Annotated in this window: 25 protein-coding genes; 6 read left to right on the top strand and 19 right to left on the bottom strand. The window is 59.8% G+C overall.

Annotated elements, in window-relative coordinates; all coding sequences use genetic code 11:
• The coding region (locus RDL77_RS22365; RefSeq protein WP_288194759.1) for a S41 family peptidase at nucleotides 1-770 on the bottom strand (770 nt) is incomplete at its 3' end.
• An 847-nt stretch (nucleotides 771-1617) separates the two neighbouring features.
• On the opposite strand from RDL77_RS22365, the gene RDL77_RS22360 reads away from it, so the two are divergent.
• Both RDL77_RS22360 and RDL77_RS22355 read left to right on the top strand, forming a co-directional pair.
• A complete protein-coding gene (locus RDL77_RS22360) occupies nucleotides 1618-3351 on the top strand; it encodes an ABC transporter permease subunit (RefSeq protein ID WP_288194758.1) in 1734 nt (577 codons plus the stop codon).
• Between the two features lie 30 nt (nucleotides 3352-3381).
• Entirely contained in the window at nucleotides 3382-4692 is a 1311-nt protein-coding gene (locus tag RDL77_RS22355; protein ID WP_288194757.1) for an AAA-associated domain-containing protein, read from the top strand.
• Between the two features lie 25 nt (nucleotides 4693-4717).
• On the opposite strand, the gene RDL77_RS22350 is transcribed toward RDL77_RS22355, so the two are convergent.
• Nucleotides 4718-4981 (bottom strand): hypothetical protein, encoded by a 264-nt coding sequence (locus RDL77_RS22350; protein WP_288194756.1) that lies wholly within the window; start codon nucleotides 4979-4981, stop codon nucleotides 4718-4720.
• A 295-nt stretch (nucleotides 4982-5276) separates the two neighbouring features.
• Between RDL77_RS22350 and RDL77_RS22345 the strand changes: the two genes are divergently transcribed.
• Entirely contained in the window at nucleotides 5277-6137 is an 861-nt protein-coding gene (locus tag RDL77_RS22345) for an undecaprenyl-diphosphate phosphatase (RefSeq protein ID WP_223615235.1), read from the top strand.
• Nucleotides 6138-6206: 69 nt separating this feature from the next.
• Here RDL77_RS22345 and RDL77_RS22340 read toward each other — a convergent pair whose 3' ends face one another.
• The 3 genes from RDL77_RS22340 to RDL77_RS22330 all read right to left on the bottom strand — a co-directional run bounded on the left by RDL77_RS22340 (nucleotide 6207) and on the right by RDL77_RS22330 (nucleotide 9808).
• Nucleotides 6207-6914, bottom strand: a complete 708-nt coding sequence (locus tag RDL77_RS22340) for a DUF2076 domain-containing protein (RefSeq protein ID WP_288194755.1) — start codon at nucleotides 6912-6914, stop codon at nucleotides 6207-6209.
• A 184-nt stretch (nucleotides 6915-7098) separates the two neighbouring features.
• The gene (locus RDL77_RS22335) at nucleotides 7099-8655 is read right to left on the bottom strand and encodes a DUF4070 domain-containing protein (RefSeq protein ID WP_223615237.1); all 1557 of its coding nucleotides are present in this window, start codon (nucleotides 8653-8655) and stop codon (nucleotides 7099-7101) included.
• 211 nt (nucleotides 8656-8866) lie between these two features.
• On the bottom strand, nucleotides 8867-9808 hold the full coding sequence (locus tag RDL77_RS22330) for an adenylate/guanylate cyclase domain-containing protein (protein ID WP_288194754.1): 942 nt from the start codon (nucleotides 9806-9808) through the stop codon (nucleotides 8867-8869).
• Nucleotides 9809-9993: 185 nt separating this feature from the next.
• Between RDL77_RS22330 and RDL77_RS22325 the strand changes: the two genes are divergently transcribed.
• Both RDL77_RS22325 and RDL77_RS22320 read left to right on the top strand, forming a co-directional pair.
• Nucleotides 9994-10620 carry a PadR family transcriptional regulator gene (locus RDL77_RS22325; protein ID WP_288194753.1) on the top strand — a complete coding sequence of 209 codons (627 nt, stop codon included), beginning with the start codon at nucleotides 9994-9996 and terminating at the stop codon, nucleotides 10618-10620.
• Nucleotides 10621-10635: 15 nt separating this feature from the next.
• Nucleotides 10636-11994, top strand: a complete 1359-nt coding sequence (locus RDL77_RS22320) for an NAD(P)/FAD-dependent oxidoreductase (RefSeq protein ID WP_288194752.1) — start codon at nucleotides 10636-10638, stop codon at nucleotides 11992-11994.
• Here RDL77_RS22320 and RDL77_RS22315 read toward each other — a convergent pair.
• The 7 genes from RDL77_RS22315 to RDL77_RS22285 all read right to left on the bottom strand — a co-directional run bounded on the left by RDL77_RS22315 (nucleotide 11991) and on the right by RDL77_RS22285 (nucleotide 18900).
• On the bottom strand, nucleotides 11991-12659 hold the full coding sequence (locus tag RDL77_RS22315) for a DUF2161 domain-containing phosphodiesterase (RefSeq protein ID WP_288194751.1): 669 nt from the start codon (nucleotides 12657-12659) through the stop codon (nucleotides 11991-11993). The genes RDL77_RS22320 and RDL77_RS22315 overlap by 4 nt on opposite strands.
• A gap of 99 nt (nucleotides 12660-12758) precedes the next feature.
• Nucleotides 12759-13832: an ABC transporter ATP-binding protein gene (locus RDL77_RS22310; protein WP_288194750.1), complete on the bottom strand. Its 1074-nt coding sequence runs from the start codon at nucleotides 13830-13832 to the stop codon at nucleotides 12759-12761.
• A gap of 8 nt (nucleotides 13833-13840) precedes the next feature.
• The gene (locus RDL77_RS22305; protein ID WP_223615371.1) at nucleotides 13841-14617 is read right to left on the bottom strand and encodes a carbohydrate ABC transporter permease; all 777 of its coding nucleotides are present in this window, start codon (nucleotides 14615-14617) and stop codon (nucleotides 13841-13843) included.
• Nucleotides 14618-14664: 47 nt separating this feature from the next.
• Nucleotides 14665-15567, bottom strand: coding sequence for a carbohydrate ABC transporter permease (locus tag RDL77_RS22300; RefSeq protein WP_223615241.1), 903 nt, complete (start codon nucleotides 15565-15567; stop codon nucleotides 14665-14667).
• 68 nt (nucleotides 15568-15635) lie between these two features.
• Nucleotides 15636-16847, bottom strand: coding sequence for a sugar ABC transporter substrate-binding protein (locus tag RDL77_RS22295; protein WP_288194749.1), 1212 nt, complete (start codon nucleotides 16845-16847; stop codon nucleotides 15636-15638).
• A gap of 122 nt (nucleotides 16848-16969) precedes the next feature.
• Entirely contained in the window at nucleotides 16970-17866 is an 897-nt protein-coding gene (locus tag RDL77_RS22290; RefSeq protein ID WP_288194748.1) for a sugar phosphate isomerase/epimerase, read from the bottom strand.
• Nucleotides 17867-17877: 11 nt separating this feature from the next.
• Nucleotides 17878-18900 carry a Gfo/Idh/MocA family protein gene (locus RDL77_RS22285; protein WP_288194747.1) on the bottom strand — a complete coding sequence of 341 codons (1023 nt, stop codon included), beginning with the start codon at nucleotides 18898-18900 and terminating at the stop codon, nucleotides 17878-17880.
• 164 nt (nucleotides 18901-19064) lie between these two features.
• On the opposite strand from RDL77_RS22285, the gene RDL77_RS22280 reads away from it, so the two are divergent.
• Nucleotides 19065-20099, top strand: coding sequence for a LacI family DNA-binding transcriptional regulator (locus RDL77_RS22280; protein WP_288194746.1), 1035 nt, complete (start codon nucleotides 19065-19067; stop codon nucleotides 20097-20099).
• Here the strand turns inward: RDL77_RS22280 and RDL77_RS22275 are convergent.
• The 7 genes from RDL77_RS22275 to RDL77_RS22245 all read right to left on the bottom strand — a co-directional run.
• The gene (locus RDL77_RS22275) at nucleotides 20092-20835 is read right to left on the bottom strand and encodes an ATP-binding cassette domain-containing protein (protein ID WP_288194745.1); all 744 of its coding nucleotides are present in this window, start codon (nucleotides 20833-20835) and stop codon (nucleotides 20092-20094) included. The two genes, RDL77_RS22280 and RDL77_RS22275, sit on opposite strands and share 8 nt — an antisense overlap.
• Nucleotides 20836-20845: 10 nt before the next feature.
• The gene (locus tag RDL77_RS22270; RefSeq protein ID WP_288194744.1) at nucleotides 20846-22045 is read right to left on the bottom strand and encodes an alanine racemase; all 1200 of its coding nucleotides are present in this window, start codon (nucleotides 22043-22045) and stop codon (nucleotides 20846-20848) included.
• A gap of 11 nt (nucleotides 22046-22056) precedes the next feature.
• Entirely contained in the window at nucleotides 22057-23040 is a 984-nt protein-coding gene (locus RDL77_RS22265; RefSeq protein ID WP_288194743.1) for an ABC transporter permease, read from the bottom strand.
• Nucleotides 23041-23107: 67 nt separating this feature from the next.
• Nucleotides 23108-24172 carry a substrate-binding domain-containing protein gene (locus RDL77_RS22260; RefSeq protein ID WP_288194742.1) on the bottom strand — a complete coding sequence of 355 codons (1065 nt, stop codon included), beginning with the start codon at nucleotides 24170-24172 and terminating at the stop codon, nucleotides 23108-23110.
• Nucleotides 24173-24221: 49 nt separating this feature from the next.
• Entirely contained in the window at nucleotides 24222-25283 is a 1062-nt protein-coding gene (locus tag RDL77_RS22255) for a substrate-binding domain-containing protein (protein WP_288194741.1), read from the bottom strand.
• Nucleotides 25284-25319: 36 nt separating this feature from the next.
• Complete coding sequence (locus RDL77_RS22250; protein ID WP_288194740.1) at nucleotides 25320-26582, bottom strand: M20 family metallopeptidase; 1263 nt, start codon at nucleotides 26580-26582, stop codon at nucleotides 25320-25322.
• A partial coding sequence (locus RDL77_RS22245) for an ROK family protein (protein ID WP_288194739.1) occupies nucleotides 26579-26981 on the bottom strand: 403 nt, incomplete at its 5' end. The genes RDL77_RS22245 and RDL77_RS22250, both read right to left, overlap by 4 nt.

Genomic DNA, 26981 nt, shown 5'->3' with positions numbered 1-26981 from the left:
AGGAAGGCATCGGAGACGGCAACCGCCTGGTCCAGCAGGCCGCCCGGATTGAGGCGAAGATCGAGCACGAAGCCCTTGAGCTTGTCGGCGGGAACCTTGCTCTGGATGTCCTTGATCGCCTTCTGCAAATCTTCGTAGGTCTGTTCGGTGAAGGAAATCACCCTGACATAGCCGACATCGTTCTCGACGCGGTACTTGACGGCCTTCACCTTGACCACGTCGCGCACGACGGTCAGCTTGATCGGCTTGTCGGCCCCCTGGCGGATCAGCGTCAACTCGATGGGAGTGTTGACATCGCCGCGCATCTTGTCGACCGCATCGTTCAGCGACAGGCCGCGGACATCGGTCCCGTCAATCTGCGAGATATAATCGCCGGCAAGAACACCGGCCTTGAACGCGGGGCCATCTTCCGTCGGCGTGATCACCTTCAACAGCTGGTTTTCCATGGTGACTTCAATGCCAAGGCCGCCAAACTCGCCCTTGGTCTGCACCGACATTTCCTTCGCCTGTTCGGCGTTCATGTAGGACGAATGGGGGTCGAGCGACGTCAGCATGCCATTGATGGCGCTTTCGATCAGCTTCTGGTCATCGGGCGGCGTGACATACTGGTTGCGCACCCGCTCGAAGACTTCGCCGAAAAGCGACAACTGCTTGTATGTGTCCGTGCCCGCAGCTTCCGCGGCGGTTATATGCAGCCCGCCCTGCACAGCCACCATTGCCGTTGCACCCATCAGGGCTCCGGCCATGAGAAGCGTTAACCTGCGTACCATTTGCATTCCTTCCAGAAAATCTGCCTACCCCAAAACGTGGTAACAGGATAATTATATGCCAACCAAGGCAGGATTAACACGACCAGAATATGACCGACACATACTGTGATCCATAATGCTACACTGCCGCTTCCGGTAAATTACACAAGAGCCGTTCGTATGGCTTTTTGGCCCGAGCGCACCATATTTCGCTTGCTCCTATAGCCACTGGAGGATGCAGATTGACACCCGATTGTCAAACGGCAGCCGCGCATTGACGCCCTCGAACGACGAGCGGCATGCAAATTCCGGTTGCAGAGCGGTGCGCGATGCAGAACAGCAGCAGTGAATTGGACCATATCCTGGCAAAGCGCCGCCAACTGCGCCTGAACACAACGCAGGAGCTCGCGCGAATCCAGAAGGCGCATCGCCAAATCCGTAACCCGCATGCCCCGTCTGGTCTTCACCTTCAGGGGTGGCTGCAGGCGCGCCTGCGCTCCACGGAGGTCAGGGCCTGCGCGCATCTGGTTGCCATATTGAACTAGTGTTCCCTGCGCCTCATCTGGTTCGCGCTGCCCCGGCTGGCCACCGGCCGCCTGGCAAAGCGGCGTGCCCGATCCCTGTGGCGGGTTATCGGGAAACTCAACCGGATTGGCATGGGAATTGTGCGCTGGCAACTGCGCCGCCACGGGTGAAACAGCCGCAGCCAATCCGGCGATCCGCGCAATTTTTCCCGCTGCCCATTTTCCGTCATGACACTGTCATGATCGTCCTTCTTAAGTCCCTTGCAAATGCTTCGGCAACGATGGCAGAGTACCGCGAATAGCGTCCTTTATTCATTGCATTCAAGCCATTAGGGGCCCGGCTTATGGCGTTTCAAAAGTATACACCGCCTGCCATCGGCCGCTCGATGTGGCTGAGCATGTGGGACCTGATGGCTTTGCTTTTGGTGATCGGCGCCATCGTGCTGATCGCCTACGGCGCCCGCGTGACCACGGTTCCGCTGTCGACACTTGAAGCCGCCCCGCTTTCCCTCGATCCATCCAATCTGCCGGTTTACGCACTGCGCACCATGCTGCGCATGCTCCTGGCCATTGCCCTGTCGCTCGTCTTCACCTTCATCTATGCCGCAGCCGCCGCCAAGAGCCGGCGTGCCGAGATGGTGCTGGTTCCCATTCTCGATATTCTCCAGTCCGTGCCGATCCTCGGCTTCCTGACCTTTACCGTCACCTTCTTCCTCAACCTGTTTCCGGGCAGCGTCCTTGGCGCCGAACTGGCATCCGTGTTTGCCATCTTCACCAGCCAGGCCTGGAACATGACGTTCAGCATGTATCAATCCATGCGCAACGAGCCGAAAGACCTGGAGGAGGCAACGCAGAGCTTCCACCTGACGGGCTGGCAGCGGTTCTGGCGGCTGGACGTTCCGTTTGCGATGCCCGGTCTTGTCTGGAATACCATGATGTCGATGTCGGGAGGCTGGTTCTTCGTCGTGGCGTCGGAGGCGATCACCGTCGGCGACACCACCGTTACCCTGCCGGGGGTTGGCTCCTACGTCGCGCTGGCCATCAAGGAGCAGAACATCATGGCAATCTTCTATGCCACGATGGCGATGCTCGCCGTCATCCTGCTCTACGATCAGTTCCTGTTCCGGCCGCTCGTGGCCTGGGCCGACAAGTTCCGCTTTGAAACAACCTCGTCGGAAACGGTTCCAAGTTCCTGGATGCTGGACCTGTTTCGCCGGGCCCGGATCACACGCCTGCTCGCCGCCCCGGTCGCCTTTCTTTCCCGTCTGGTCTGGAACCTGCGTTTGCCGGCGCTGCCGACATTCGGCTCGGGTGACGCAAAGCCCGCGACGTCACGCCTTCTCGACCGGCTCTGGCTTGCCTTCATTGTTCTTGCCGCAGGCTATGCGGCCTATATCAGCATCATCTATCTCAAGGCCAATATTGCCTGGTCCGATGTGGCGACCGCCGTCGGCAACGGGTTCATCACCCTGTTGAGGGTGACCGTTCTGATGATACTCGCGACACTTGTCTGGGTGCCTGTCGGAGTGTGGATCGGACTGCGGCCGAAACTGGCGCAGAAAGTCCAGCCGCTGGCCCAGTTTCTGGCGGCGTTTCCCGCCAACATCGCATTCCCCGCCTTTGTCGTGCTGATCGTGCATTTCGGTCTCAACGCCAATATCTGGCTCAGCCCGCTGATGATCCTAGGCACGCAGTGGTACATTCTCTTCAATGTCATTGCCGGGGCCAGCGCCTTTCCCAGCGATCTCAAGGAAGCGGCGAACAGCTTTCATCTCCGTGGCTGGCGCTGGTGGTTCAAAGTCATTCTCCCCGGCATTTTCCCCTATTACATCACCGGCGCTATCACGGCCTCCGGCGGTGCGTGGAATGCCAGCATCGTTGCCGAAGTGGCCAGCTGGGGTGACACGCAACTGACGACACCGGGGCTCGGATCATACATCGCCAATGCCACCACGGCGGGAGATTTCCCGCGTGTCGTGCTTGGCATCGCCGTCATGTGCATCTTTGTAACGCTGTTCAATCGCCTGTTCTGGCGCCCGCTCTACGCCTTTGGCGAGCGGCGCCTTCGTCTCGGCTAGTGCCGGATTATCGGATCAAAGGAATGTTCAATGCTTGATCAAGCTGACAGAAACCTGCTCGTCGACATCCGCAATGTTTCCCGGTCCTTCAAGAAAGGCAGCGGCAACGATGTCATGGTGCTCGACGATGTCGACCTGAACATCAGGGAGGGCGAGATCGTCGGACTGCTCGGCCGCTCCGGCTCGGGAAAGTCAACGCTGCTGCGGATCATCGCCGGCCTGATCGCGCCGTCCTCCGGCGAAGCAAAGTGCCGCGGCTCCGTCATCCAGGGCCCGCCCCTCGGCATTTCCATGGTGTTCCAGTCCTTTGCGCTTTTTCCCTGGCTGACAGTCCTGCAGAACGTGGAGCTTGGTCTTGAAGCGCAGGATGTCGACAGGGCGGAACGGCGCAAGCGGGCGCTCGCGGCAATCGATCTCATCGGTCTGGACGGGTTCGAAAATGCCTATCCCAAGGAACTGTCCGGCGGCATGCGCCAGCGCGTCGGTTTTGCCCGGGCACTGGTGGTGCATCCCGACCTGCTGCTGATGGACGAACCCTTCTCGGCCCTTGATGTCCTCACCGCGGAGACCCTGCGCACCGACATGATCGATCTGTGGATCGAAGGGCGCCTGCCGATAAAATCGGTGCTGATCGTCACCCACAACATCGAAGAAGCGGTGCTGATGTGCGACCGCATCCTGATTTTCTCGTCCAATCCCGGCCGGGTTGCGCAGGAACTCAGGGTCGATCTTCCCCATCCGCGCAATCGCCTCGATCCGGTCTTCCGGCAGCTGGTCGACAATATCTATGCCCGCATGACCCAGCGTACCGAGCCTCGCCTGCCATCCGCGGAAGGTATTCCGGGTACGGGAATGGGCATGATTTTGAACCCGGTTTCGACCAATATCCTGGCTGGCCTGATGGAGTCTCTGGCGGGCGAACCGTATCATGGGCGCGCCGACCTGCCTGTTCTTGCCGGTACGCTGCAGATGGAGGCCGACGAGCTGTTTCATCTGGGCGAAGCCCTGCAACTCCTGCGTTTTGCCCATCTGAACGAGGGCGACCTCGTCCTGACCGACGCCGGCATGCGGTTTGCCCATCTCGATACCGATGCCCGCAAGAAGGTTTTCGCGGAACACCTCGTCACCTATGTTCCGCTCATCGGCCTTATCAGACGCGTGCTTGACGAGCGGCCGACGCATACGGCTCCGGCAGCCCGTTTCCGCAACGAGCTGGAAGACTTCATGAGCGAAGACTATGCGGATGAGACACTGAGGACCGTGGTGTCCTGGGCGCGCTATGCCGAGCTGTTTGCCTATGACGAGCAGGCCGAGCTTTTCAGCCTGGAAAACCCTCAGTAAGGGCTGAGCCGCGGAAGATCGGTATTTATGGGAGTTGGGGCCGATTTGGCGGCGAACCGGCCTTTGCACGCTTCAAGATCAGTATGGCAATGAACCCGCACGCCACGACGCCGAGCAAAATCGCACTCGGCGCTTCAATGCCAAACAGGGACGCAACACCAAAAAGCAGCAAGAGTCCCAGCAACGCCAGACCGGCGGTCCGCTCGGCCCGCCATTGATACCGGCAAGCGCCCCAGAGCACCACCATGCCGACGGCAAGCGCCAGCACACCGATAATCATTGAGCTCAAGACTTCCGAAAACTCTGCCACTGTGATCCTGCCGATTGTCGATGATGCGCTTTAAATTTCACGCGCTTCTAGTGCTTTATACTACATTACAAGTTGCGGCTTATTAAAGTCGCATCCGCGTCAATTGCGTGGCGGACAGTAGCGGGCAACCGTGACATTTGGCGCTGCTGTTTTCTGTTGTTTCAGCGGCTCCAGATGCGCGTGGCGTCTACACTTGCAGCGCATTTGCATGTAGCCTCCGCAGCGATCGAAGAAATCGATCGACATCCATCACCCAGATCGAGGGAAACACTTTATGAGTGGCGTATGCACGCAAGGGGTAGATACCGGCTTTGTGGCTTTGGGCACCGCCAAGGTCGCCGTGCTGGGCGTGGTTCAGGGCATTACGGAATTGCTGCCGATATCATCCACCGCGCATATGCGGCTGGTTCCGGCACTTCTCGGCTGGCAGGATCCCGGATCGGCTTTTTCGGCGGCGATGCAGTTGGCCGCATTGACGGCGGTCATCTGCTATTTCCGGCGCGATATCTACGCCATAACCGGCGGATCGCTCAGCGCGATCAGGACGGGCGACTGGATGTCGCCCAAGCTGCGCATGGCTATCGGCATCGTGCTCGGCACCGTGCCGATCGTCATCGCCGGCCTGCTTCTGGCGCCGGTTCTCAATGCTTGCGACAGTCCGTTGCGCACCTTGCCGGTCATCGGCTTTTCCTGCCTCGTCATGGGTGTTCTGCTCGCGGTTGCCGAATGGGTATGCCAGCATAAACGTCCAGCGGACAGCATGCGGCTGCGCGATGCGCTTATCGTCGGCGTCGCGCAGGTTGGTGCCCTGATCCCCGGCGTTTCACGCTCCGGCTCGACCCTGACGGCGGCCCTGTTTCGCGATTTTACGCGGCAGGACGCCGCGCGCTTTTCCTTTCTGCTCGGCATTCCGGCTATCGCGCTGGCAGGCCTGCATGAACTTGTTGTCCTCGCCCGCGCTCATCTTCCCTTTGAAGGCTGGATGATCCTGCTCGTCGGACTTGTCGTCGGATCACTGTCATCCTTCGCAGCCCTGTGGGGCTTGATGCGCATTCTGGAGCGTTTTTCAACGCTGCCCTTCATCTGCTACCGGATTCTGCTCGGCCTGGCGATCCTCTGGATCTCATACGCCTGACAGATCTTCGGTGAAAGACCGGGAAGACAGGCGACAAACAGGGCGCTGTCCTGTTTATCGCCCGGTGCGTCACGCTACATTGTCGTCGTCGGTATCGCTGTCCTGTGCATCGTCATAGGCGTCGTCGAGACGGTCCATTTCGGCGTAATCGTTCTGCGTGCCGGTATTTTTGTCGTCGTTGTAGTAGTTGTTGATGACCGTCTCGCCGGCTTGCGGCACAGTGCCGGTTCCGCCGCCCGAGCCGCCAAACAACGAATTGCCGCCCATCATGTTCTTGATCCCTTCGAACATGAGCGCGCCGCCGGCAACACCGGCTGCCGTGGTCAATGCACCTTGCAGAAAGCCGCCGCCTTGGGCCTGCGGCGGGGCTGCCCAGCGCCCGGCCTGAGGTGGCTGTCCCTGCGCTGCATATGCGTCCTGGGGTGCTGCTCCGCCACCGCCCCACGGTCCGCTGAACCGGCCGGGAGAAGGCTGGGATGGCTGCGCACTCTGGGAACTGCCGAAGATCGAACCCAGCAAACCGCCCGACTGTTGTTGCGGGGGCGGCGCATTCTGCAAATCCTTCACCTGCGCTTCCAGGGCCTGGATGCGCTCGTGACATGCGTTCAGGCCATGTTCCTGGACAATGACGGCCTGAGCCAGGAGATAGGGGGCCGAAGGCTGGCTTTTGATCTGGTCCAGAATGAAGCGCTCGGCTTCGGGGTCCCGGGGCGTATCGGCCGCCTGCCTTGTACGGTCAAAGAGCCCACTGAGAAGTTTCTGTTCATCGGCATTCATTTTCACTCACCTCCTTTTAGGGGAAGCATGATCTCGATCCAGATTCATGGCATTTAGATGGCCTTAACAAAATGTAATTTTGCAGCGGTAGCGGCCTTCCCGCCAATGTTTTTAGCCGCATAAATGGCTGCGGACGCCGGAAATGCCGAAGCACTCCCGGTCACGCCACCCGGCGTTTTACTCCCTAGAACGAGTTCACAATCTGGCCGGTCTGCATCCGCGCGATCATCGTATGGGCGTGATAGTGCATCGCGCATTTTATCGCATAGATCTGCATCACCACCGGCGAGCGGCGGCGCTTCAACATGGCCCATATCCGCCGGCGGTAGGTGCGGCGCAGTTCCTTGTCGGGGACCTGGCGCATCAGGCGCAGAAAGATGCCGACGGCTTCGAGCATCCATTCCGCATTGAGCTTTGCAAACTGCAAGGGATGGCGGCGCAAATGGCGCAGCCGCGTCTGTTCCGGTTCGATGCGTTCATCCAGATAAAGCGCATCGAGCCGGTCGAAATAGGCTTGGGGATTGTGAAGATCCTGCATGACCGCGAGATAGCCGTCGCGCAGTGCCTCGCGGCTGAGGTTGAGCGGAATGACATTGGTGCCAAAGGGCTGCTGATCCTCGGGATCAAGCCGCCCCTCCTTGAGCAACCGCGTATAGAGCGGGGTCTTCGGTATGGCCGCCAGCATGCCAACCATGGCGTTGACGATCCGCGCTTCCTTGATAAAGGCACGCTGCGCGTCGAAAATCGAGGCATCGTCGCTGTCGAAACCGAGGATCATGCCGCACCACACTTCCATGCCTGAGCGCTGGATGGTGTGCACCTTTTCCAGCATGGTGCCGCCCTTGCGCAGATTCTGCAGCTTTTTCGTCTCCCGCAGTGCTGCCTCGTTCGGGGTTTCAATGCCGATGAAGACCACGCGAATGTTGGTATCGACCATCAATTGCATCAGTTCCGGATCATCCGCCAGATCAATGGAGGCTTCGGTCACGAAGGTCATGGGATAATTGTGCGCGACCTGCCACGCGATGACCTCGCGCAAAACCTCCTTTATCGCCTTCTTGTTGCCTATGAGGTTGTCATCGACAATGAAGGCGGTATCCATGCCTGTCGCCAGCAATGCCTCCACTTCGGCCAGAATCTGTTGACCCGTCTTGATGCGGGGCTTGCGGCCAAAGACAACGATGATATCGCAGAACTCGCAGGTAAAGGGACAGCCCCGGGAGAACTGGATGCTTCCCACCGCATAATCGTCCATTTTCAGGAGATCAAAGCGCGGCACCGGAACCGTGCTCATATCTGTCTTGTCAGCCTGCTCATACCGGCGTGAATGCCGGTGTTCAGCCCATTCGGTCAGGAATTGCGGCCAGGTTTCTTCGGCTTCACCAATGAACGCCACATCAGCGAGATCGGCGAAATAGTTCTCCTGGACGGTGATCCATGGGCCTCCGACCACGACAAAACAGCCCCGTCGCTTCAATTCCGTGATGATTTCCTTCATGCGGAAGCGCTGCACGATCATACCGGTAACCCCGACAATGTCGGCGCTGGCACACAGATCATAGTCGATGTCTTCCACGTTCTCATCGATGAGCGTGACCGTGTGTTCGGCAGGGGTCAGGGCCGCCAGCAAAGGCAGGCAGGCCACAGGAAGGTTGGCTTTTGCGTCGAATATGGGCAGGGCATGTTCCAGCCCCCAGTAAGAAGCTTCAAAACGCGGATTAATCAGCACGATATGGGGCATTGCAGTCACCCTTTTTGTTTGCTGTTAAAATGCTATATGTCTGTCCCGTTCCCGCTTGCGAATGGCATGCCTGTCCTTGAGGCTGATCCCTGCGACGTCATCGCCTTGAGAAAAAACCTGTTCCCGTCTGTATACTCCCCAATATTGGCCAATGATATCTCCAACTATCGGCCAAAATATGATGCGGCGAATAGTAAATTCATTGGCGGGCTCAGCTCCGGACACCGCTCCTCTGGCGCGTGAACCAGCGGATGCTGCCGGCAACCGCAAAGGCAAGCAGCGGCCATGCGGCCCAGAACGTCCCGCTCCAGGTGATAAGGTTGATGCCGAGGAGGACGAACCCGACCATCGCCAGCATGGCGACGAACCGGTCAAGGCGGGTGGTCCGCACCCACAGACCGAAAGCAAGAGCAGCAAAGGCCAGGAGAGGCCACGCAGCCCAGAAATAGCCGCTCCATGTGAGAAAATTGATGGCGGCAATCCCGGCGGCGACGGTTGCCAGCACACCGAACCGCGCTCTCCTGAACGGCAAAGGCTCAGGGTGTGCTTGCGTTTGGATTCGCCGTAAATGGTCATGATGCGGCGGCTGCCCGGGTTGCAGGGAAGGCCTCTGCGGACCAGATCCTCTGTCTTCTCCGATACGCACGGCATAGCTGGCTATACCGCCTTCAATGTTCTTGAGCGAAAGCTCGCCGAGATAGTCAAACCCGACGGTCAGCTTGTTGCGGACCTGATCGAAAACCGTGCTTGAAATCACGATGCCGCCGGGAGGGGCAGAGGCCTGCAACCGCGCGGCGACATTCACCCCGTCGCCATAGATATCGTCGCCTTCGGCAATGACATCCCCGAGATTGATGCCGATGCGGAAAAGCATGCGGGCATCGTTCAAACGTTTGGCGTTATAACCGGCAAGCTCGTGCTGCACATCGATTGCCGCGCGCACCGCCTCGACGACGCTGGAAAACTCGGCAATGAGCCCATCCCCCCATGTGTTGATGACCCGACCGGCATGCGCCTCGATCAAACGTCTCATCGCATCGCGGTACTGGTTGAGCGTATCGAGCGTCCGCTCTTCGTCCACCTGCATGAGACGGGTGTAGTCCTGAACATCCGCAGAGAAAATCGTGGTGAGCTTGCGACGCGTTTCAGACATGGTCTTCATTTTCCCGGTTCCTGGCTCTGGCAAGAAATCCATCCGACGTCGGCGGAGAATATAGCGTGTCGCTGAATGTGGGAAGCACCTGCCGGGGCAGGAGAACAAATATCGAGAGCTGCCGTTCGGGCAGCGCTTCGCCATGGGCTTGACATAGTATTTTTATTACTAGTATATATACGACTATGAAAACAATCAAACGCTCCCCGATCGCCCTCGCAATCCTCGCCATGCTGTATGAGGCACCCATGCATCCCTACCGCATGCAACAGCTCATCAAGGAACGCGGCAAGGATGAGGTCATCAATGTCACCCAGCGCGCCAGTCTCTATCAGACTGTCAACCGGCTGGAACGGGAGGGTTTGATTGCCTCGCAGGGCGTCTCCCGCGACGAGAACCGGCCCGAACGCACCGTCTACGAGCTCAGCCCTGCCGGGCGTGCAATCATGCTGCAATGGATGCGGGAAATCCTTTCCACGCCATCACAGGAATTCCCGGATTTTCCCGCGGCGATCTCGTTTCTGCCGCTCCTGACGCCCGACGATGCCCGGCAGCACCTCGAACAGCGCGCCGTCGCGCTGCAGGCGGAAATCGACCGGATCGAACAGAATTTGCGTCACGCAAGCGCGATGCCGGTGCCCCGTCTCTTTCTCCTGGAAATGGAATATCTGAGCGCAACCTATGGCACGCAGCTTGCGTGGGTACGCGCCGTCACCGCCGACCTTCAGTCCGGCAAACTGACCTGGAGCGAAGCCTGGCTTCGCCAGATTGCAATGGAACTTTCACAGCCCAGCGAACACACGTCTTCCTAGCGAAAGGCCAAGACCATGAAAACGAATACCTTGCAGGTGATCATCATCGGCGCGGGGACCGGAGGACTTTGCCTTGCGCATGGTCTCAAGCGGGCCGGCATCGGTGTCCGGGTGTACGAACGCGACCGCACGCGGCGCGATGGCCTGTATGGCTATCGCGTCGGCATCAGCCCTGCGGGAAGCCAAGCGCTCAAAACCTGCCTGCCGCCGCCGCTCTTTGCTCTCTTTGTTGCCACCTGCGCGCGGGCACCGCGCCATTTCAACATGCTGACGGAAAACATGTCCGAGCTGATATCCATGCCGGTATCCGGCAGCGATGATCCGGTCGACAGCGAAAAATCGGTCAGCCGCATGACGCTGCGCCAAGTCCTGCTCACCGGGCTCGAGGACTGTGTCGTGTTCGACAAGACATTCTCAAGCTACCGGAATAATGAAGACGGCACGGTTACCGTCGTTTTCGATGACGGTTCAACGGATACCGGCGATGTGCTGGTCGGTGCCGACGGCGCCAACTCGCGCGTTCGCCAGCAACGCCTGCCCGAGGCGCGAATGGAGGATACGGGCATCGTCTCCATTGGCGGCAAGGCCGCGCTCACACCCGAAACCAGAGCGCTTCTTCCCGACAAGGTTTTTCACGGCATATCGATGATCATGGCACCGAAGGGCTATGGCGCCATTCTTCACGTCATGGAGTTCAAATGGGACAATGACGGCGTGAAGCACGGGGTCGGCGGCAATGAGGCCGACCTGATTGCCGAATGGCCCGGACTGCTTTTCGACAACACCCGCGATTACATCATGTGGGGTGTCTGGGGCGCGCGCAAGAACCTGCCGGAGGATCCCGCCTCCCTCCCCGGCCCCGACCTTGCCAGGATCGCCGCGAAGATGACCCGGCACTGGCATCCCGATCTGCGCCGCCTGATTGCGCTTTCCGATCCAACCACCATCTTTCGCGTCAATATCCGCACGTCGGTGCCGGTCTCCCCGTGGCAGTCGTCGAACGTGACGCTGCTCGGCGATGCCATACACACCATGACGCCCGGACGCGGCGTCGGTGCCAATACCGCGCTGCGGGATGCAGCCCTGTTGTGCAGGCGGCTCACCGAGGTGCGCGACGGCGACAGGCCGCTGGTGGAAGCCCTGCACGCCTACGAAGCCGAAATGCTGGAATACAGCGCGCGGGCAGTGCTCGAGTCACGCAAGCAGATGGACGCAAACGGCCTCAGCCACAGGCCCGTGCTCGGTCGCATCCAGCTGGCGGTCATGCGCGGCGCACTGCGCATCATCAATGCAGTCCCGGCCCTCAAGCGCCGCATGGCGGACTCCGAAACCCGCCTGCGCAAAATCGACCGCACGCATGAGTTTACAGCCTAGGCCGGGTCGCTTGCCGGGGATGGAGGCCAGCGCTTCAACGCATCCATTCCTGCCTGCGTCAGGGCATAGACACCCCGGTCGACACGCTCGAACCATCCGTAGACATTGCCGCGCAATATCTGCGGAGCATTGGGGGCAACGGCGCGCAGATCGCGCGGCCGCAAATGGCCACGCTGCAGCGCCTCGGCACAGGCAAGCGCCTGCTGGCGGTAGGCCGTCATTATCGGTGTGCGGGAACCGCCGCCCGATGTCGGATCGCCCTTGCGGCGCCGGTGCTCCGCAACCAGTCGCGAACGCTTGCGCGCATTGTTTCGCGGCATCGGCGCGGCCGGGCTGACAATGATGCTGACCACACCACCATCCGAGACGCCCAGCATGCCGAAACCCAGCCGGCGGCAGAGGTCGCGGAACCGGCGGTCGCTTTCACGTCCCTTGCCCCGCGCTGAAATGCGTGCCGCAAGCCAGACTTCATCGCTGAGAGCCGCCCGGTCGACCGCCTGCAGGAGGAGCTCAAGATTGAAACTGAGCTTGAGTTCGCAAATGACCACCAAAGGCGGCTCACCATCGCTCAGCGCGACGATATCACAACCGACGATCTCACCTTTGACGCTATAGCCGGCCTCCTCAAGAAAGCCTTTGATCGGGAGATAGAGCGCAGTCTCCAAGGTGCATCCTTTGCCATACATGCCATCCCCTCGCATTCGCAAAGCGAATGTGAGAGCGGGTGTCGCCCTATAGCATTTGAGCGGGCAAAGCGGAAAGGGTCAGAAGACGGCAAGCTCCGTTTCCGGATCGAACAGATGCACGTTCCCCGGCGCGATAAAGAGCTCTGTCTCGCGGCCCCGGCTCACCTCAGGCCTGCCGCTATGGGCGGCCACCACCTGCTGGGAGGCGATGGATGCCGTCACGAATGTCATGCTCCCCGTCGACTCGACCGCTTCCACGACGACCTTGATCGCCAGATCGCCGGCTTCGCGGGTGAAGGCAAGATGCTCCGGACGCAGGCCGGCCAGCAAACGCCGGCCGGGGGCCAGCGCGCGACCGAGCATGAGCGATTGAGCCTGATCCTTCTCCAGCATCAGCCTGTTGCCATCGGGCCCGACCGTGACCGGAATGAAATTCATGGCGGGCGACCCGATAAATCCGGCAACGAACCTGTTGGCAGGCCGGTCGTAAAGGTCGAGCGGGCTGCCCTGCTGCTCAACCACTCCGGCGCGCATGACAACGATATGGTCGGCCATGGTCATGGCCTCGACCTGATCATGCGTCACGTAAACCGATGTCGCCTGCAAGCGTTCATGCAGCTTGCGGATCTCACTGCGCATGTGCACCCGCAGCGCCGCATCGAGATTGGAGAGAGGTTCATCGAAGAGAAACACCTTGGGGTTGCGCACGATGGCACGCCCCATGGCGACGCGCTGGCGCTGGCCGCCGGACAGGGCTTTCGGCAGCCGGTCAAGCAGGGCGCCAAGACCCAGCGTTTGCGCGGCGGCACGCGTGCGCTCGGCAATCTCCTGCTTCGGGCGCCGCTTCAGACGCATCGAATAGTTCATGTTGTGCTCGACATCCATATGCGGATAGAGCGCATAGGACTGGAACACCATCGCCACGTCCCGTTCGCGCGGCGGCTTGTGAACGACACTTTCCCCGGCGATGCGCAGATCGCCGGAACTTGTCTTCTCAAGGCCAGCGAGGGTGCGCAGCAATGTCGACTTGCCGCAGCCCGAAGGCCCCACCAGCGCAACGAAGGCGCCCTGCTCGATGGCAATGTTGATGTCCTTCAGCGCGTGAAACCCGCCATAATGCTTGTTCAGGTGGTCGATTTCGATCTGAAACATGGTTCACCTCATTTCAGCGCGCCGGCGGTGAGACCGCTGACGATGCGCCGTTGCAGCAGCATGAATACGAAAAGGATGGGCGTGACGTAGATGGCCGCATAGGTCATGATCCCGTTCCAGTCGCTGGCATCGGGACCCATGAAGGTCTGCAGGCCGACCGTCGCCACCTGCAGCTCGTTCTTGGCAATCAGGGACCGGGCGTAGACATATTCGCCGAAGGATTGCAGGAAGATCAGAACAGACGTGACGAGAATGCCGTTGCGCGCCAAAGGCAGCATGATATTGAAGAACGCGCCGATGCGCGAGGAGCCGTCAACGAGGGCGGCTTCCTCCAGCTCGCGCGGCACCTGCACAAATGTGGCCCGGCACAGCACGATATAGAGCGGCAGCATCTTGGCCGTCTGCGCCAGGATGACCGCCACGCGCGGGCTGGCCAAAAGGCCAATCTGATTGAACATGACGAAGATCGGCGTCACCATCAGCGAAGACGGCAGCACCTGCATCATCAGGATGGCGAAGAGGGCCATGTCCATCCAGATATTGCGGACACGCGAGAGAACATAAGCGCATCCCGTCCCCATGAACGTGACGAGAATGGTGACCCCAACCGCGATCAGCAGCGAGTTCCAGATATACCGCCCCATGCCCCGGCTCTGCCACACCTCGGCAAAACTCCACTGGGGATTTGTCGGCCAGAATGTTGGCGGATATTGAAAGATCTCGGAGCTGCCTTTGAAGGCGGTGAGATACATCCAGTACAACGGGAACAGGTAGATCGCCGTCATCACCAGACCGATGGCGAGGAGAATATAACGTTTCACCGGCACTCTCCTCAGTAACTGTGTTCGTGACGGGTGGAGCGGACATAGACGGCGGCAACGACAATGACGAAAAGGATCATCATCACCGAGACCGCGCTGCCCAGCGATATTTCATAGGTCTGGAAGGACAATTGCCACGACCAGTATTGCGCGACGTTGGAACTGTCGGCCGGACCGCCCTGCGTCAGGGCCGCAATGAGATCGAACTGCTGCAGGGTGAAGATCACACCGAGCGAAATGACCGCGCCAAGCTGAGCCCGCATCAGGGGCAGCGTGATCGACCGGAAGCGTTCGAAGGGTCCCGCGCCGTCGAGTTCGGCAGCCTCGTAGACATCGCGCGGAATGGCGGCAAGACCAACGGAGAGCAGGATCATGTTGAAGGGGATGCCGAGCCACACATTGGCAATGATGACCGCGTAAAGCGCGACATCCGGGTCGGACAGCCAGAAGACACGCTCACCGGCAATGCCAAGCGACATCAGCACATAATTGATGACACCGAAATCCCCGGCGAACAGCCATTTCCAGATCGCCCCGACCACCAGAGCCGGCATGATCCAGCCGGCCAGGAACAACCCGCGCAGATAGGTGGCTCCCGGGAAATCCTGCTGGAAAAACAGCGCAAGGCCGAAACCGATCGATAGCTGGAAGACGATCGACAGGACAACGAACTTGACGGTGTTCCACAGCACCGCCATCGCAATGGGTTGCGATATCACATCATAGTAGTTTTGCAGGCCGACGAAGGGGCGGTTGAACGAGGTGATCGTGAACATGTCCACCGTCTGCAGCGACATGATGATGTTGTAGAGAATGGGAAATGCCGAAAACGCGATCAGATAAGCCAATGCCAGACCGAGCAGCAGGATATCAAAGCCGCTCCCGTCCCTGATGGTCCTGATAATGCCCTGCATAGTGCCCTCCCGCCCCATGTGGATTGTTGGCCTGTCCCCGCATAACGGATGCGAGGACAGGATTTGATCTACTTTTTCAGAACCACGTCGATCTGCTTCTGCGCCGCTGCCAAGGCCGTTTTCGGGTCGCTCTTGCGGGTGAGCGACGACTGTATGGCCGTGTAGATGGCCTTGGAGATTTTCGGCCATTCCGGATGCGGGCCGCGGTTGCGCGCATATTTCATGCTTTCCTCGAAGACCGCGTAGATAGCCGGTATTTTAGGGTTGTTGGACTGAATTCTCGCCGCGGGCAGAAAGCCGAAACGGTTCCAGACATCCGGCATCTTGCCGTAGAGAAATTCCAGCAGGATGAAGGCTTCCTTCGGGTGCTTGCTGTTGGCGAGAATGACATTGTCGCCCTCGCCCAAGGCCGAAGCTCGGGTGGCGCCCTCATGCGGAACCGGTAGCAGCGCGGCGCGGAAATCGAACTTCGCTTCCTTGCTCATGCGCGGCAGCTCCCATGGTCCGGAGATCGCCATGGCCGCATTTCCGGCATTGAAGGTGCCGGTCGAGTCGTATTGCCCGCGGATGAGCGTATCGGGCGAGGCCAGCTTCTCATCGAGCAGCTTGCTCCAGAACTGCAGCACTTTCACACCGCCATCCGTATCCACCTTGTTGTAGTCGCCGCCCGCCATTTGCAGCCACGGCAGAAACTGGAACGTTCCCTCCTCGGTTGCCACGGCGGAAAAGGCCATTCCATAAATGTTCTTTGCCGGATCGTTCAGCGTCTTGGCAGCGGCATAAAGCTCATCCCAGGTCCTGGGCGGTTTGTCCGGGTCGAGCCCCTTTGCCTTGAACATGTCGGCATTATAGTAGAGCGCCAGCGTGTTGGCGCCGCGCGGAACACCATAGATCTTGCCATCCCATGTCACCGAGGAAAGCGGGCCCGGAAAGATATCGTCCTTCCTGATCACCTTCGATTCCGCCAGCATCGGCGAGAGGTCAAGAAGCAGTCCGCGCGAGGCGAAGAGCGCCACTTCGGGATTGTCGATATAGGTGACATCAGGCGATTCACCGGTTGCTGTGGCGCGGGCGAGATCATTGACCATATCGCGGAATTGCACGGTTTTGACATTCAGCTTGATGTCCGGATGCGCCTGCTCGAACTCGTCCTTCAGGAGATAGATATACTGATCCGGCCGGTCGATGGTCCAGATATCAAGCGTCACCGGCTCGGCATGCGCAGCCGTGCCAGACAGCATCAGTGCGGCAGCGGCAATCCAATGCGAAATGCTCTTCATAGGTTTCCTCCTCGTGTTGCTCGACACCGGTATTGCGCTTCTTGGCGGCGCGTCTTTCCTGGTCGGATTTAATCTCCATCATCACCGGAACTCCCGTCCGGCAGCGGGCCCGCTCGGGGAAATCAGGGATTGGCGACGAAATCACCGCCACGGCTGTGTTTCAGATAATTCAGGGAATGCACCTGCCCGGTCATTTCCAGATCATTGCGATAGACCGGATCGTGCCAGCCCTCGATATCGATTGATCCCGACCAGCCGGCGAGGCGCAGTTCCGATATGACATCGGTCCAGTTGGTATCGCCAAATCCCGGCGAACGCATGAACACGAACTTCTCCTTGCCGAAAATCCCGTGCTCGCGGATAACCTCCCAGCGGATCGTGGCATCCTTGCCGTGAACGTGGAAAATCTTGGGTGCCCATTTGCGGATCTGCGGCAGGGGATCGATGAGATAGACCATCTGGTGACAGGGCTCCCATTCGAGCCCGAGATTGTCGGCCGGCACTTCGTTGAAGATCATTTCCCAGGCATCCGGCGTATGGGCGATATTCCAGTCGCCGGTTGCCCAGTTGCCGTCCATGGCACAGTTCTCAAAGGCAAGCCTGACGCCCTTGTCAGCGGCCCGCCGCGAAAGTTCGCCCCAGACCTTCCTGAACTGGGGCAGACTGTCTTCAATCCGCTTGCCGCGCACACGGCCGGTGAACCCGGCAATGGTGTTGGCGCCGAAGAGATGGGCATTGTCGATCAATGCCTCCCAGCCTTTCAGCGTCTCACGATCGATCTCCGTGTCCTCAAGCGGATTGCCGAACATGCCGAGGGTCGAGATCGTCACATCGGCGTCGCCGATGGCGTCCTTCAACTGCGCCGCGAGGGTCGGCAGGTCCTTGTTCATCACCTGCCAGAAGAATGGCTCGATGCTCTCGAAGCCATGCGGCAGGATGGTTTTGACATAGGCGGCGGGATCGGGTGCATTGCCTCTGATCATGGTGCCGATGCGGATCGATTGTGCCGGGTTACTCATTCCGAATTCCTTCAGATCGTGATTTCAATACGCCGTCCGGTTTCGGCACTTTGGATCGCACCGAACACCATGGCGAGGCTTTTGATATTTTCGGTCCCGGCCGTTTCCGGCGCGGAGCCGCCCCGGGTTGCCGCGATGAAATCCTGCATGACTCCGAGGTGACCGCCGATGCGGTGGGACGCATCAAGGGGAGGTATCTCGACGGCGGTCACCCCGGAGAACAGGCCATCCTTGCCGGAGGTGACGGCTTCGGCCCGTATGTCGTCATGCCCGTCCCAGACAATCGTTCCCTTGCTGCCGACGATGCGCCAGCTGCTTTCCCAGCTGGTCCGCAGACCGTCGGCGCACCAGCTGCCGCGATAGGTGAAGATGGCACCATTGCTGAATTCGAAGATCGCGGCCGCGGAAGAACCCTGACTGTACCAGGAATTGCTTGGTTCCCACTCCCGGGCATAAACCGCGCTGGCAGCGTCCCCGGCGAGAAAGCGCGCCGCATCGAAGGTGTGGATCGCCATGTCCAGAAACAGCACATGGCGCATCTCCTCGCGAAATCCGCCGAAATGCGGGCCGAGAAAGAAATCACAATGCAGGCTGGTCACATCACCAACGGCTCCAGAGGCAACAAGCTGGCGGATGCGGCGGATCTGGGCGAGATAACGCCTGTTCTGCACGACCGCATGAATACGTCCGGCCCCGCGTGCACGCCCGACGAGGTCCCGCGCCTCGTCCATGGTTTCAGCCATCGGCTTCTCCGACAGCACATGGCAGCCCGCGTCTAGCCCGGCGGCCACGGTCGCATGGCGGGCGGCCGGAACGACGACGTCGAACAGGAGATCAGGACTGGTCTTTGCCAGAACAGCGGAAAGACTGTCTGAAGCGATTGCCGCGCCGAGACCAAATTCTGCGATGCGCGCCTCCGCGCGCTCCCTCGCCAGGTCGACAACACCGACGATATCGATATCGCCAATGGTCCGGGCTGCCTCGAACCATGCTTTGCTCATGGCTCCGCAACCGACTAAAACGGCACGCTGCATTGTCTCTCCTCCCAACGAAATTCACCAGAAACCGGCTAAATCGGTTGCAAATGTCTTCCGTAAACGTTTACGATTTCATATCGGCGAATTATTTTTGTCAATCCCCCTTTCGGTGTTTTAAGAATGAAAGGGCATCAGCGCCGAGTCGCACAGGGAGAAAAAGCGTGAGCATCCGGGACCTTGCCCGCCATCTCGATATTTCGATCGGAACAGTTTCCCGTGCCCTCAACGGGAAGGCTGACGTCAATCAGGAGACGCGCGAGCGCGTGCTTGAGGCGGCGAAGCAACTTGGCTATGTGCCGAACCAGTCCGGCCGCAGTCTCCGACAGGGCACCACCAACACGATCGGCTTCATGATTGAATCAACCATCGAGACGGTCGACACCGGCGGCAGCTTCTTCATGCCTGTCTTCGAAGGCGTTCAGTCGGTGTTCCGGCGCCATCACCTCGACCTCGTTGCACTTCTGTGCGGCACCGACGAAGAGCCTGCCGCCTATCTCAACCGCGTGGTTGCGCGTCGCTTTGTCGACGGGCTGATCATATCGGCAACCACACGTCACGATCCCCGCATTGATTTCCTGCTGGAGCGAAAAATTCCCTTCATCACGCTGGGCCGCAGCGAAACAGCGGGCAATTACCCATGGATCGACCTTGATTTCGAAGGCGTTGCAACGGCAGCGGTCAGGCGGCTTGCCGGGTTGGGTCACAGCCGCATTGCCATTGCCGTCCCGGCCAGCGACATCAACCTCGGCTACATCTTTCTCGATGCCTACAAACAGGCCCTCGCCGCCAGCGGCATAGCGTTTGATCCGGACTATGTGTTCCGGTCCCATGCCAACGAAGAAGGCGGTTACCAGATTGCAAGTGCCGTCCTTGCCCAAGGGCGAATGCCGACAGCCATCATCCTCGTCAATGAAAATATGGCCCTCGGACTGTACCGGCGCTTCTACGAGTCCGATATTCACCCGGGCCGCGACATCGCCGTCATCGGTTTCCGCGAGAGCACCCAAAGCCGGTTTCTGTCGCCCACGCTGACCTGTTTCAGGATTTCCCTGCGCGATCTTGGCATCAAGCTGGCGGAATCCCTGCTTTCAACCATGCCCGCTTATGAAGACCATTATCCGCAGGAAAGGGTGCAACTCGTCTGGCCGCTGCAACTGATCCCAGGCGAGAGCGACAGACACCAGCCCGTCAATTGACGCCGGTGATCATCGACACGATTTCGTTCTTGTCCGTCTCGGACGTCTTGCGAATACCGATCTGCTTCCCGCGCCGCAAAACACAGATGCGGTCGGAGAGCTTGAAGACCTGGTCCAGACTATGGCTGATGATCAGTACACCGATGTTGCGGGTTTTCAAGGATTGCACGATGGCTTCGACCTTGGCCGTTTCGGCCACGCCCAGCGCCGCCGTCGGCTCGTCCAGCAGGATCAGCTTGCTCGCCCAATGGGTTGCCCGCGCGATCGCCACCCCCTGACGCTGCCCGCCGGACAAATCCCGGATCGTGGCATGGGCCGAAGGTATCCGCACATCCAGCTCCTGGACGAGCTTTTCAGTATCGCTGATCATCTTGCCGCGATCGAGCAGACCGAAGCGGTTGACCGGCTCGCGGCCCAGGAACATGTTCATGTAAACGGTCTGCTGGTCGGCGAGCGCCAGATCCTGGTACACGACTTCAATGCCATGGGCGCGCGCCATACTGGCGCTCGCCATCGTCACTGTTTCACCCTCGATGGGGATCGTGCCGGCAGATGGGGCGTATACGCCTGAGATGATCTTGATCAGCGTGGATTTTCCCGCCCCGTTGTCGCCGACAAGAGCAACGATTTCACCGGGGAAGATGTCCAGCGAGAAATTTTCGATGGCCGTCACGGCATCGAAATTCTTGCGGATGTCGGTCAGTTTGAGAACAGGTGACACGTCGGTGACAGTCATTCGATTTCTCCTATACAGGCCAGGCGGCGGTTTCACCGAAACCGTTTTCGATTGTCTCGACCTTGGGCGCACCTTTTGAAATACCGGACACGCCGACAATATAGGCGCGCGTCACGAAAGCCTGGCCACGGAAGCCGAAAACGGCCGTATCGCCAGGGCGGGGTGAGCCGGGGGAAGTCGCGTCGATCATGGCGTAGTAATCAATGGCCGCGGGCGGCGGCACTTCAACACTGCGCAGCGCCGCGGCACTCACCGTCGGTTCGCGGGTGACAATCGCCTTCACGTCATAATCCGGGAAGATCGGGTCGATGTAGAAGCCGCCACCGAAGCAATAGGCCTTGCCCCCGGCAAGATGCGATACCTCGGTCAAATACAGCACCGCGGGAAGTTCCGGCAAATCCTCCATGACGTGAAGCGCCGTGGTTCCGTGCAGTCCGTTGCCCGGTTCGCATTGGGTGGCGCCCGCTTCGGCCAATGCGGCCAACAACACCGACGATGTCGTTCCCGGCGCATTCACCTCGACATTGGTCCGGCCGGCCTTCTGCAGGGCCTCGGCAGCCTTGGCGAGCGTTGCCAGATTGGGCGTAGGTTTCACCTTGCGCGCGGCATGATCGAACAGGAGTGCCGGGAATGTGGTGATACCGGCGAAGCGGCCGCCCTCCACATCGTCTAGACGGTCGGCAACCCCGGCAATATCGTCCGCATCAAATCCGCCCTCATGCCCGCGATAGAAGGTGTCGCCTTCAGCCTTGATGCGGGCAAGCAGGTTCTGCGTGTAACCGGCAGAGCTCGCGCCCTTGCCGGCCTCCGCCGCCTTTTCCGCGTTGAACACCGTCCAGTAGTCCGGGCGAAAACGGGCAGCTGCAGCGGCGGCTTCATGACGCGCGACCTGCTGCAAATGGCCGAGATGCCCGACCTTGAGGTCGGCATTGTGCACGGCCCGGGCACAGGCCATATCGACAGCGACGGCAGCATCGATACCGCCGCGCTTGATGGCACGGCAGAATGAACTGGACCGGCCGACCTGCTTGGTCATGCCGAAGATTTTCAAGCCCTGTTTGTCCGCTTCCGACTTGAGGACACGCGCATTGGCTTCCACCGCATCGAGATCAAGCACATAGGCATTGGCCGGAATGCGGCCGGCCTGATGCAGCTGGATTGCGCTTTCCACAAAGGCTGGGTTGCGGCGGCGTAGAATATCGAGAAACATGGAAAACTCCCTCAGCGCGACTTTTCGCGTAGCGAAACCGCCACGGCAGCAAGAATGATCAGACCGCGGACGATCATCTGGTCGGAGACGGACAGGCCCATCAGGATCAGACCGTTGTTCAGCATGCCCATCATCAGCGAACCGACCAGCGCACCGATGATGGAGCCTTTGCCGCCGTTGAGCAGCGTTCCGCCGACAATGACCGCGGCAATGACCGTCATCAGATCGGTTTCACCCAGCGTGTATTTGGCGGCCTGCAGGCGGCCGGCATAGAGGAGGCCAGCCAGTGATGCCAGCACGCCGCTCATCATCAGGACCGTCAGGCGGATGCGTGGAACGCTGATACCGGATACGCTCGCAGCCCGGTTGTTGTCTCCCGTGGCAAGCACATGCGCCCCAAAGCGGGTATGGCGGTAGACAATGTGGCCGATGCATATGGCCCCCACCGTCCACCACACCAGCGAGGGAATACCGAACAATGTTCCGGAGCCGAAAAAGCCGGTAAATGCGCTGTTGGTCACCGGAATGGAGCGAAGATCGGTCAGCGACCGGGCGACACCGGCAAACAATCCCATGGTGGCAAGCGTCACGAGAAAGGACGGAAGTCTTACGTAAGCGACGAGAACACCATTGACCAGGCCGATCAGCAGACCCGCACACAGACCGGCGGCAATACCGGCCGTCATGCCGTAGCCGTTCATGGCAACCGCGCCCGCAAGCGCGGAGACGGCGACGATGGACCCGATCGAAAGATCGATTTCCCCGGCGGAAAGGACAAACACCAAGCCGATTGCCATGATGGTCACCGGCGCTGTCTGGAGCACAATATTCGACAGGTTGCGGACCGTCAGGAAGCCGCTGTCTCTCAGCACGATCGCAAAGAACAGAAAGATGGCGAGAAACCCGAGATAGACAACATATTGCTGTAGATTCGCCTTGCCCAGAAGGGACAGCGACCGTCCGGACGGCACCAGGCTTGGGTTGGTTTTTGACATGGTATTTTCCTCAAAGGAAAGGTGAAACGGGAGCGGCCGATCCCTGCCGGGACGGCCGCCCGCACAGTCATTTCAATGCTTCTACGATGCTCTCGGGGGCGTCCTTGTTGAGCGAGGTCTTCCATCCCGCAAGGACGTTTTCTTTTGTCACAGCCAATGAGTCGACGACCAGAAAGGGTTCGGCTTTCTTCCCGATCAGCGACCCCGCCGCAGCGCGCGCGGCGGTGCGGCCAATATTGTAAGCCTCGTCGGCAACGAGCGCCGTGAAGCTGCCGCCCTTGACCATGTCAAGCGCCGCCGGTTCATTCAGGTCGAGGGCGACAATCCGGGTGTTGGTATTGCCGGCAGCCTTGAGCGCCGCCAGAACATTGAGCGCCGGTTCGGCCCAGGTGACATAGATGCCGTCAAGATCGGGATGCTTGATCAAAAGCCCCTGGGCGATTTCCTCACTGCGCGCCGGATCGGCCATGCCGGCTTCGGCAACGATCTTCATATCAGGATATTTTGTCTCGATGGTTGTTTTGAATGCCCGATCCCGCTGATTGGTCACGTAGAAATCGGCATCGTGATAGATGTAGCCGAGCTTCCCCTTCTTGCCGAGGGAGGCAGCCATGGCGTCGGCCGCCTTGCTGCCCATCTGGAACAGATCGTCGGAGACAATGGTCACATAGTCTTTGCCGTGCTCGTATCCCGCCGGCGAGTTGTCGATGAAGGCAAGCTTGACCCCGGCCTTGCGTGCGGGATCATAGACCGCTGCCGCGGTGGTCGGATCGACGGGCAGCGACACGATGATCGTCGGCTTCTTCGCCAGAACCGTTTCTACGTCGGACTGTTGGCGGGCACTGTCAAAGCTGGCATTGGTCTCCGCTACAATCTTGATGCCGAGCGCGGCGAATTCTGCTTCCGCCCCGCGATTGACCGCATTGGTGTATTCGCTCATCTCGTGCCAGACCAGCGCGGCGGTATAGTTGCCGTCCTTGATCTTCTGCACCTCATCAGCGGTGAGGGTCACGCTGGCGGCGGGCGTCGGCTTTTCGCCATGCGGTCCGACGGTTACCCCGTCAGCCGCGAAGGCCTGCGTTGCGAAGATGCTGACAGCAAGCGCTGCCGACAATGTGAGAAATCTGGACATGACTGCCCCCTTGATTGGTTTGTCGAAAGTTGAACCGTATTGCTTCGCGCTATTTCACGGCGTCGAGGATGGATTGCGGTGCATCGCGGTTGAGCGATTCCTTCCAGCCTGAAGCGATGGTCGCTTTGGTTACGGTCAATGCCGGAGCGACGATAAAGGGCGGCGTTGCCTGATTGAGCAGGGATTTCAGGCCTGTCGCCGCCATTGTGCGGCCAAGCTCGTAGGCTTTGTCGGCAACCAGCGCCGTCACATTGCCGCCCTTGGCCATATCGAGACCCACGGGCTCGGCAAGATCGAGCGTGACGATCTTCGTCTTGGTGTTTCCGGCAGCGCGCAAGGCAGCGAGCACGCCGTCGGCGGGCTCCGCCCAGGTCACATAGATGCCGTCAAGATCAGGGTTCTGCAGCAGCATCGCACTTGCCAGTTCCTCGGCGCGTGATGGATCCGAAATACCCTTTTGGGCAACGATCTTGATGTCCGGATAGTCTTTCTCGATTGTCGATTTGAACGCATTGTCGCGCTGGTTGGTGACATAATAGGTGGCATCGTGGAAAATCCAGCCAACCTTGCCTTTACCGCCGATGGATTTCGCCAGGGCATCGGCCGCCTGCTTGCCCATCTGGAAAAGGTCATCCGTGACAATGGCCGCATAATCGGAGCCTTGCTTGTAACCCGCCGGCACATTCGACAGGAACACAAGCTTGGTATGATCGGCAATCGCCTGCTTGAAAGCCTCGGCCGAGGTCACCGGATCAAGCGGCAGGGCCAGGACGACATCGGGTTTGGCGGCAAGCGCCGTTTCGATATCGCTGCGCTGGCGCGCGGCATCAAACCCGGCATCCGTCGTGACAACGACTTTCACACCGGCGCGGGCAAACTCATCCTTTGCGCCTGCCGAAACGGCATTCACGAAATCCGATGATGTATGCCAGAGCAGGGCCGCCTTGTAGCCCTTGTCTTTCAGCGAGGCGAGATCGGCATCAGACAGGGTAATGGCGGAGCTTGGCGTTGCCGCTTCTCCCGACGGCCCGACTGTCTGCGCAAATGACGCAGAAGCCGACAGCAAGAAACAGGTCAGAGCCGTTGCATTCAGAAATCTTTTCACAAGCATTGGAATGTTCCCTTTTTATTATTGTGGTGTCGTTGGTCATTCAATAACGCCGCAGTATTCGGCGATAAAGCTGGCAAACGCGACGATTCCGGCCAGGTATTCCTCCACGTCGACGCGTTCCTCATAGGTGTGGCAGTTGCGGATATCGCCCGGGGCGCAGTAGACAGCCGGCGTTCCCAGTTGATTGACGAAGAATGGTGACTCGGACCAGAAGGGCGCGCCCTCGATCACGCCGCGCCCCTGCATTGCATCGGCAACGGCCTTTGACAGCATTGCAACCTCCGGCGCATGCCGGTCGATCTCGGCGGCGGTGCCGCCCAGCGGATGGTCGCGGCCCGCCGGATAGGAGATGTCGATCCTGATATCCGGATCGGACACCGCGCCGTGAATGACGGCTTCCATCTCCGCCGCGGCCGTATCGAGGGATTCACCCGGTAAAAGCTTGCGGATCAGCGAAAGCGTGCACTCCTCCGGTACGGCAATGAAGCCGCCGCCCTTCAACCCCGTGATCAACAGGAAGCCGCGGCCGATGAGGTCGTGCTCCGCGCGCGCCGCCACCGCGTCCGAATGGTTCCACAGGGCCGACATGATGGCATGGCTCGCCTTCAACGCATCCTTTCCAAGCTCCGGCACGCCGAAATAAGCCGACTTTCCGGTTACCGTGATGTCGGCGATGAAAAAGCCGATCTGTGCCGAATAGACCGACAGCTGGGTCGGCTCGACATAGACGGTAAAATCCGGCTTCGGGATGGCGCCTGCCTCGATGCGCGCGACATAATCCTTGATGCCCGCCGAGACGCCCGTTCCCGGCTGCCCGCTCTCCTCATCCCCGACAAAGGCGAAGGCGACATCCCCGGCAAGCCGGATACCGGCCTTGTCCAGCAGCGAGAGTGCCGCAAGCGCGGTGCATATGCCCGCTTTCAGGTCTCCGGCACCCCTGCCCCAGATTTGGCCGTCGATGACGGGAGCGGCGAATGGATCCGCATGGGCGGTCCCCGCCCAATGTTCGGCCCAACCATCGACATGGACCGTATCCGTGTGGCCGATGAACAGGAGCCGCTTTCCACCGCCAGTGCCCCGGCGCTCGCCCCAGATGTTCGGGCGCCCCGGCAGAAAATCGGCGGTTTCAATGGCGGTGAGCGCACGGGCACGCATCTGTTCGTTCAGATAAGCAACAAAGTTTGCTTCATTTCCGGTAATGCTGTTGCGCCCGATTGCACCCCGCAGCAGTGCCACGGCGTCATCGGCATCGAGACTCCTGCGTAACCGCGAGGCGAGATTGCTTGCATCCTTCATCATACGACCTCCCGCAATGTGACCGTGCTGGCGCGCGGAAGCGAGATACGGCTATCGGGCGCATCGGCACCGAAGAGCGTATTGTGCAGGTGCCCCAACCCTATGGCGGCCGCGCCGATAATGGCGGCACGCGACCCAAGCACACTGGCCTCGACATCGATCGGATAGGGAAAACAGCGTGGCAGCAGGTCTTTCACCCGCGACAGCATCTCCGGCCGCAGGCCGATTGAACCGCCGAGGATGACTTTTTCCGGATTGGCAATGGCGGCAATGGCGCCGATTCCGCGCGCAAGAAGGCGGGCAGTGTCATCGAGAACCCTGTTGGCATTGGCATCGCCAGCCGTTGCCGCCTCAAAAATAGCGGGTACACCCAACGATATCCCCGACAAGGCCCTGTAACGC

The organism is uncultured Phyllobacterium sp. (assembly GCF_902479695.1).
Taxonomy (GTDB): Bacteria; Pseudomonadota; Alphaproteobacteria; order Rhizobiales; family Rhizobiaceae; genus Phyllobacterium; species Phyllobacterium calauticae.
The sequence above is the reverse complement of the archived record's forward strand: the minus strand, read 5'-3'. Positions and strand labels throughout refer to the sequence as shown.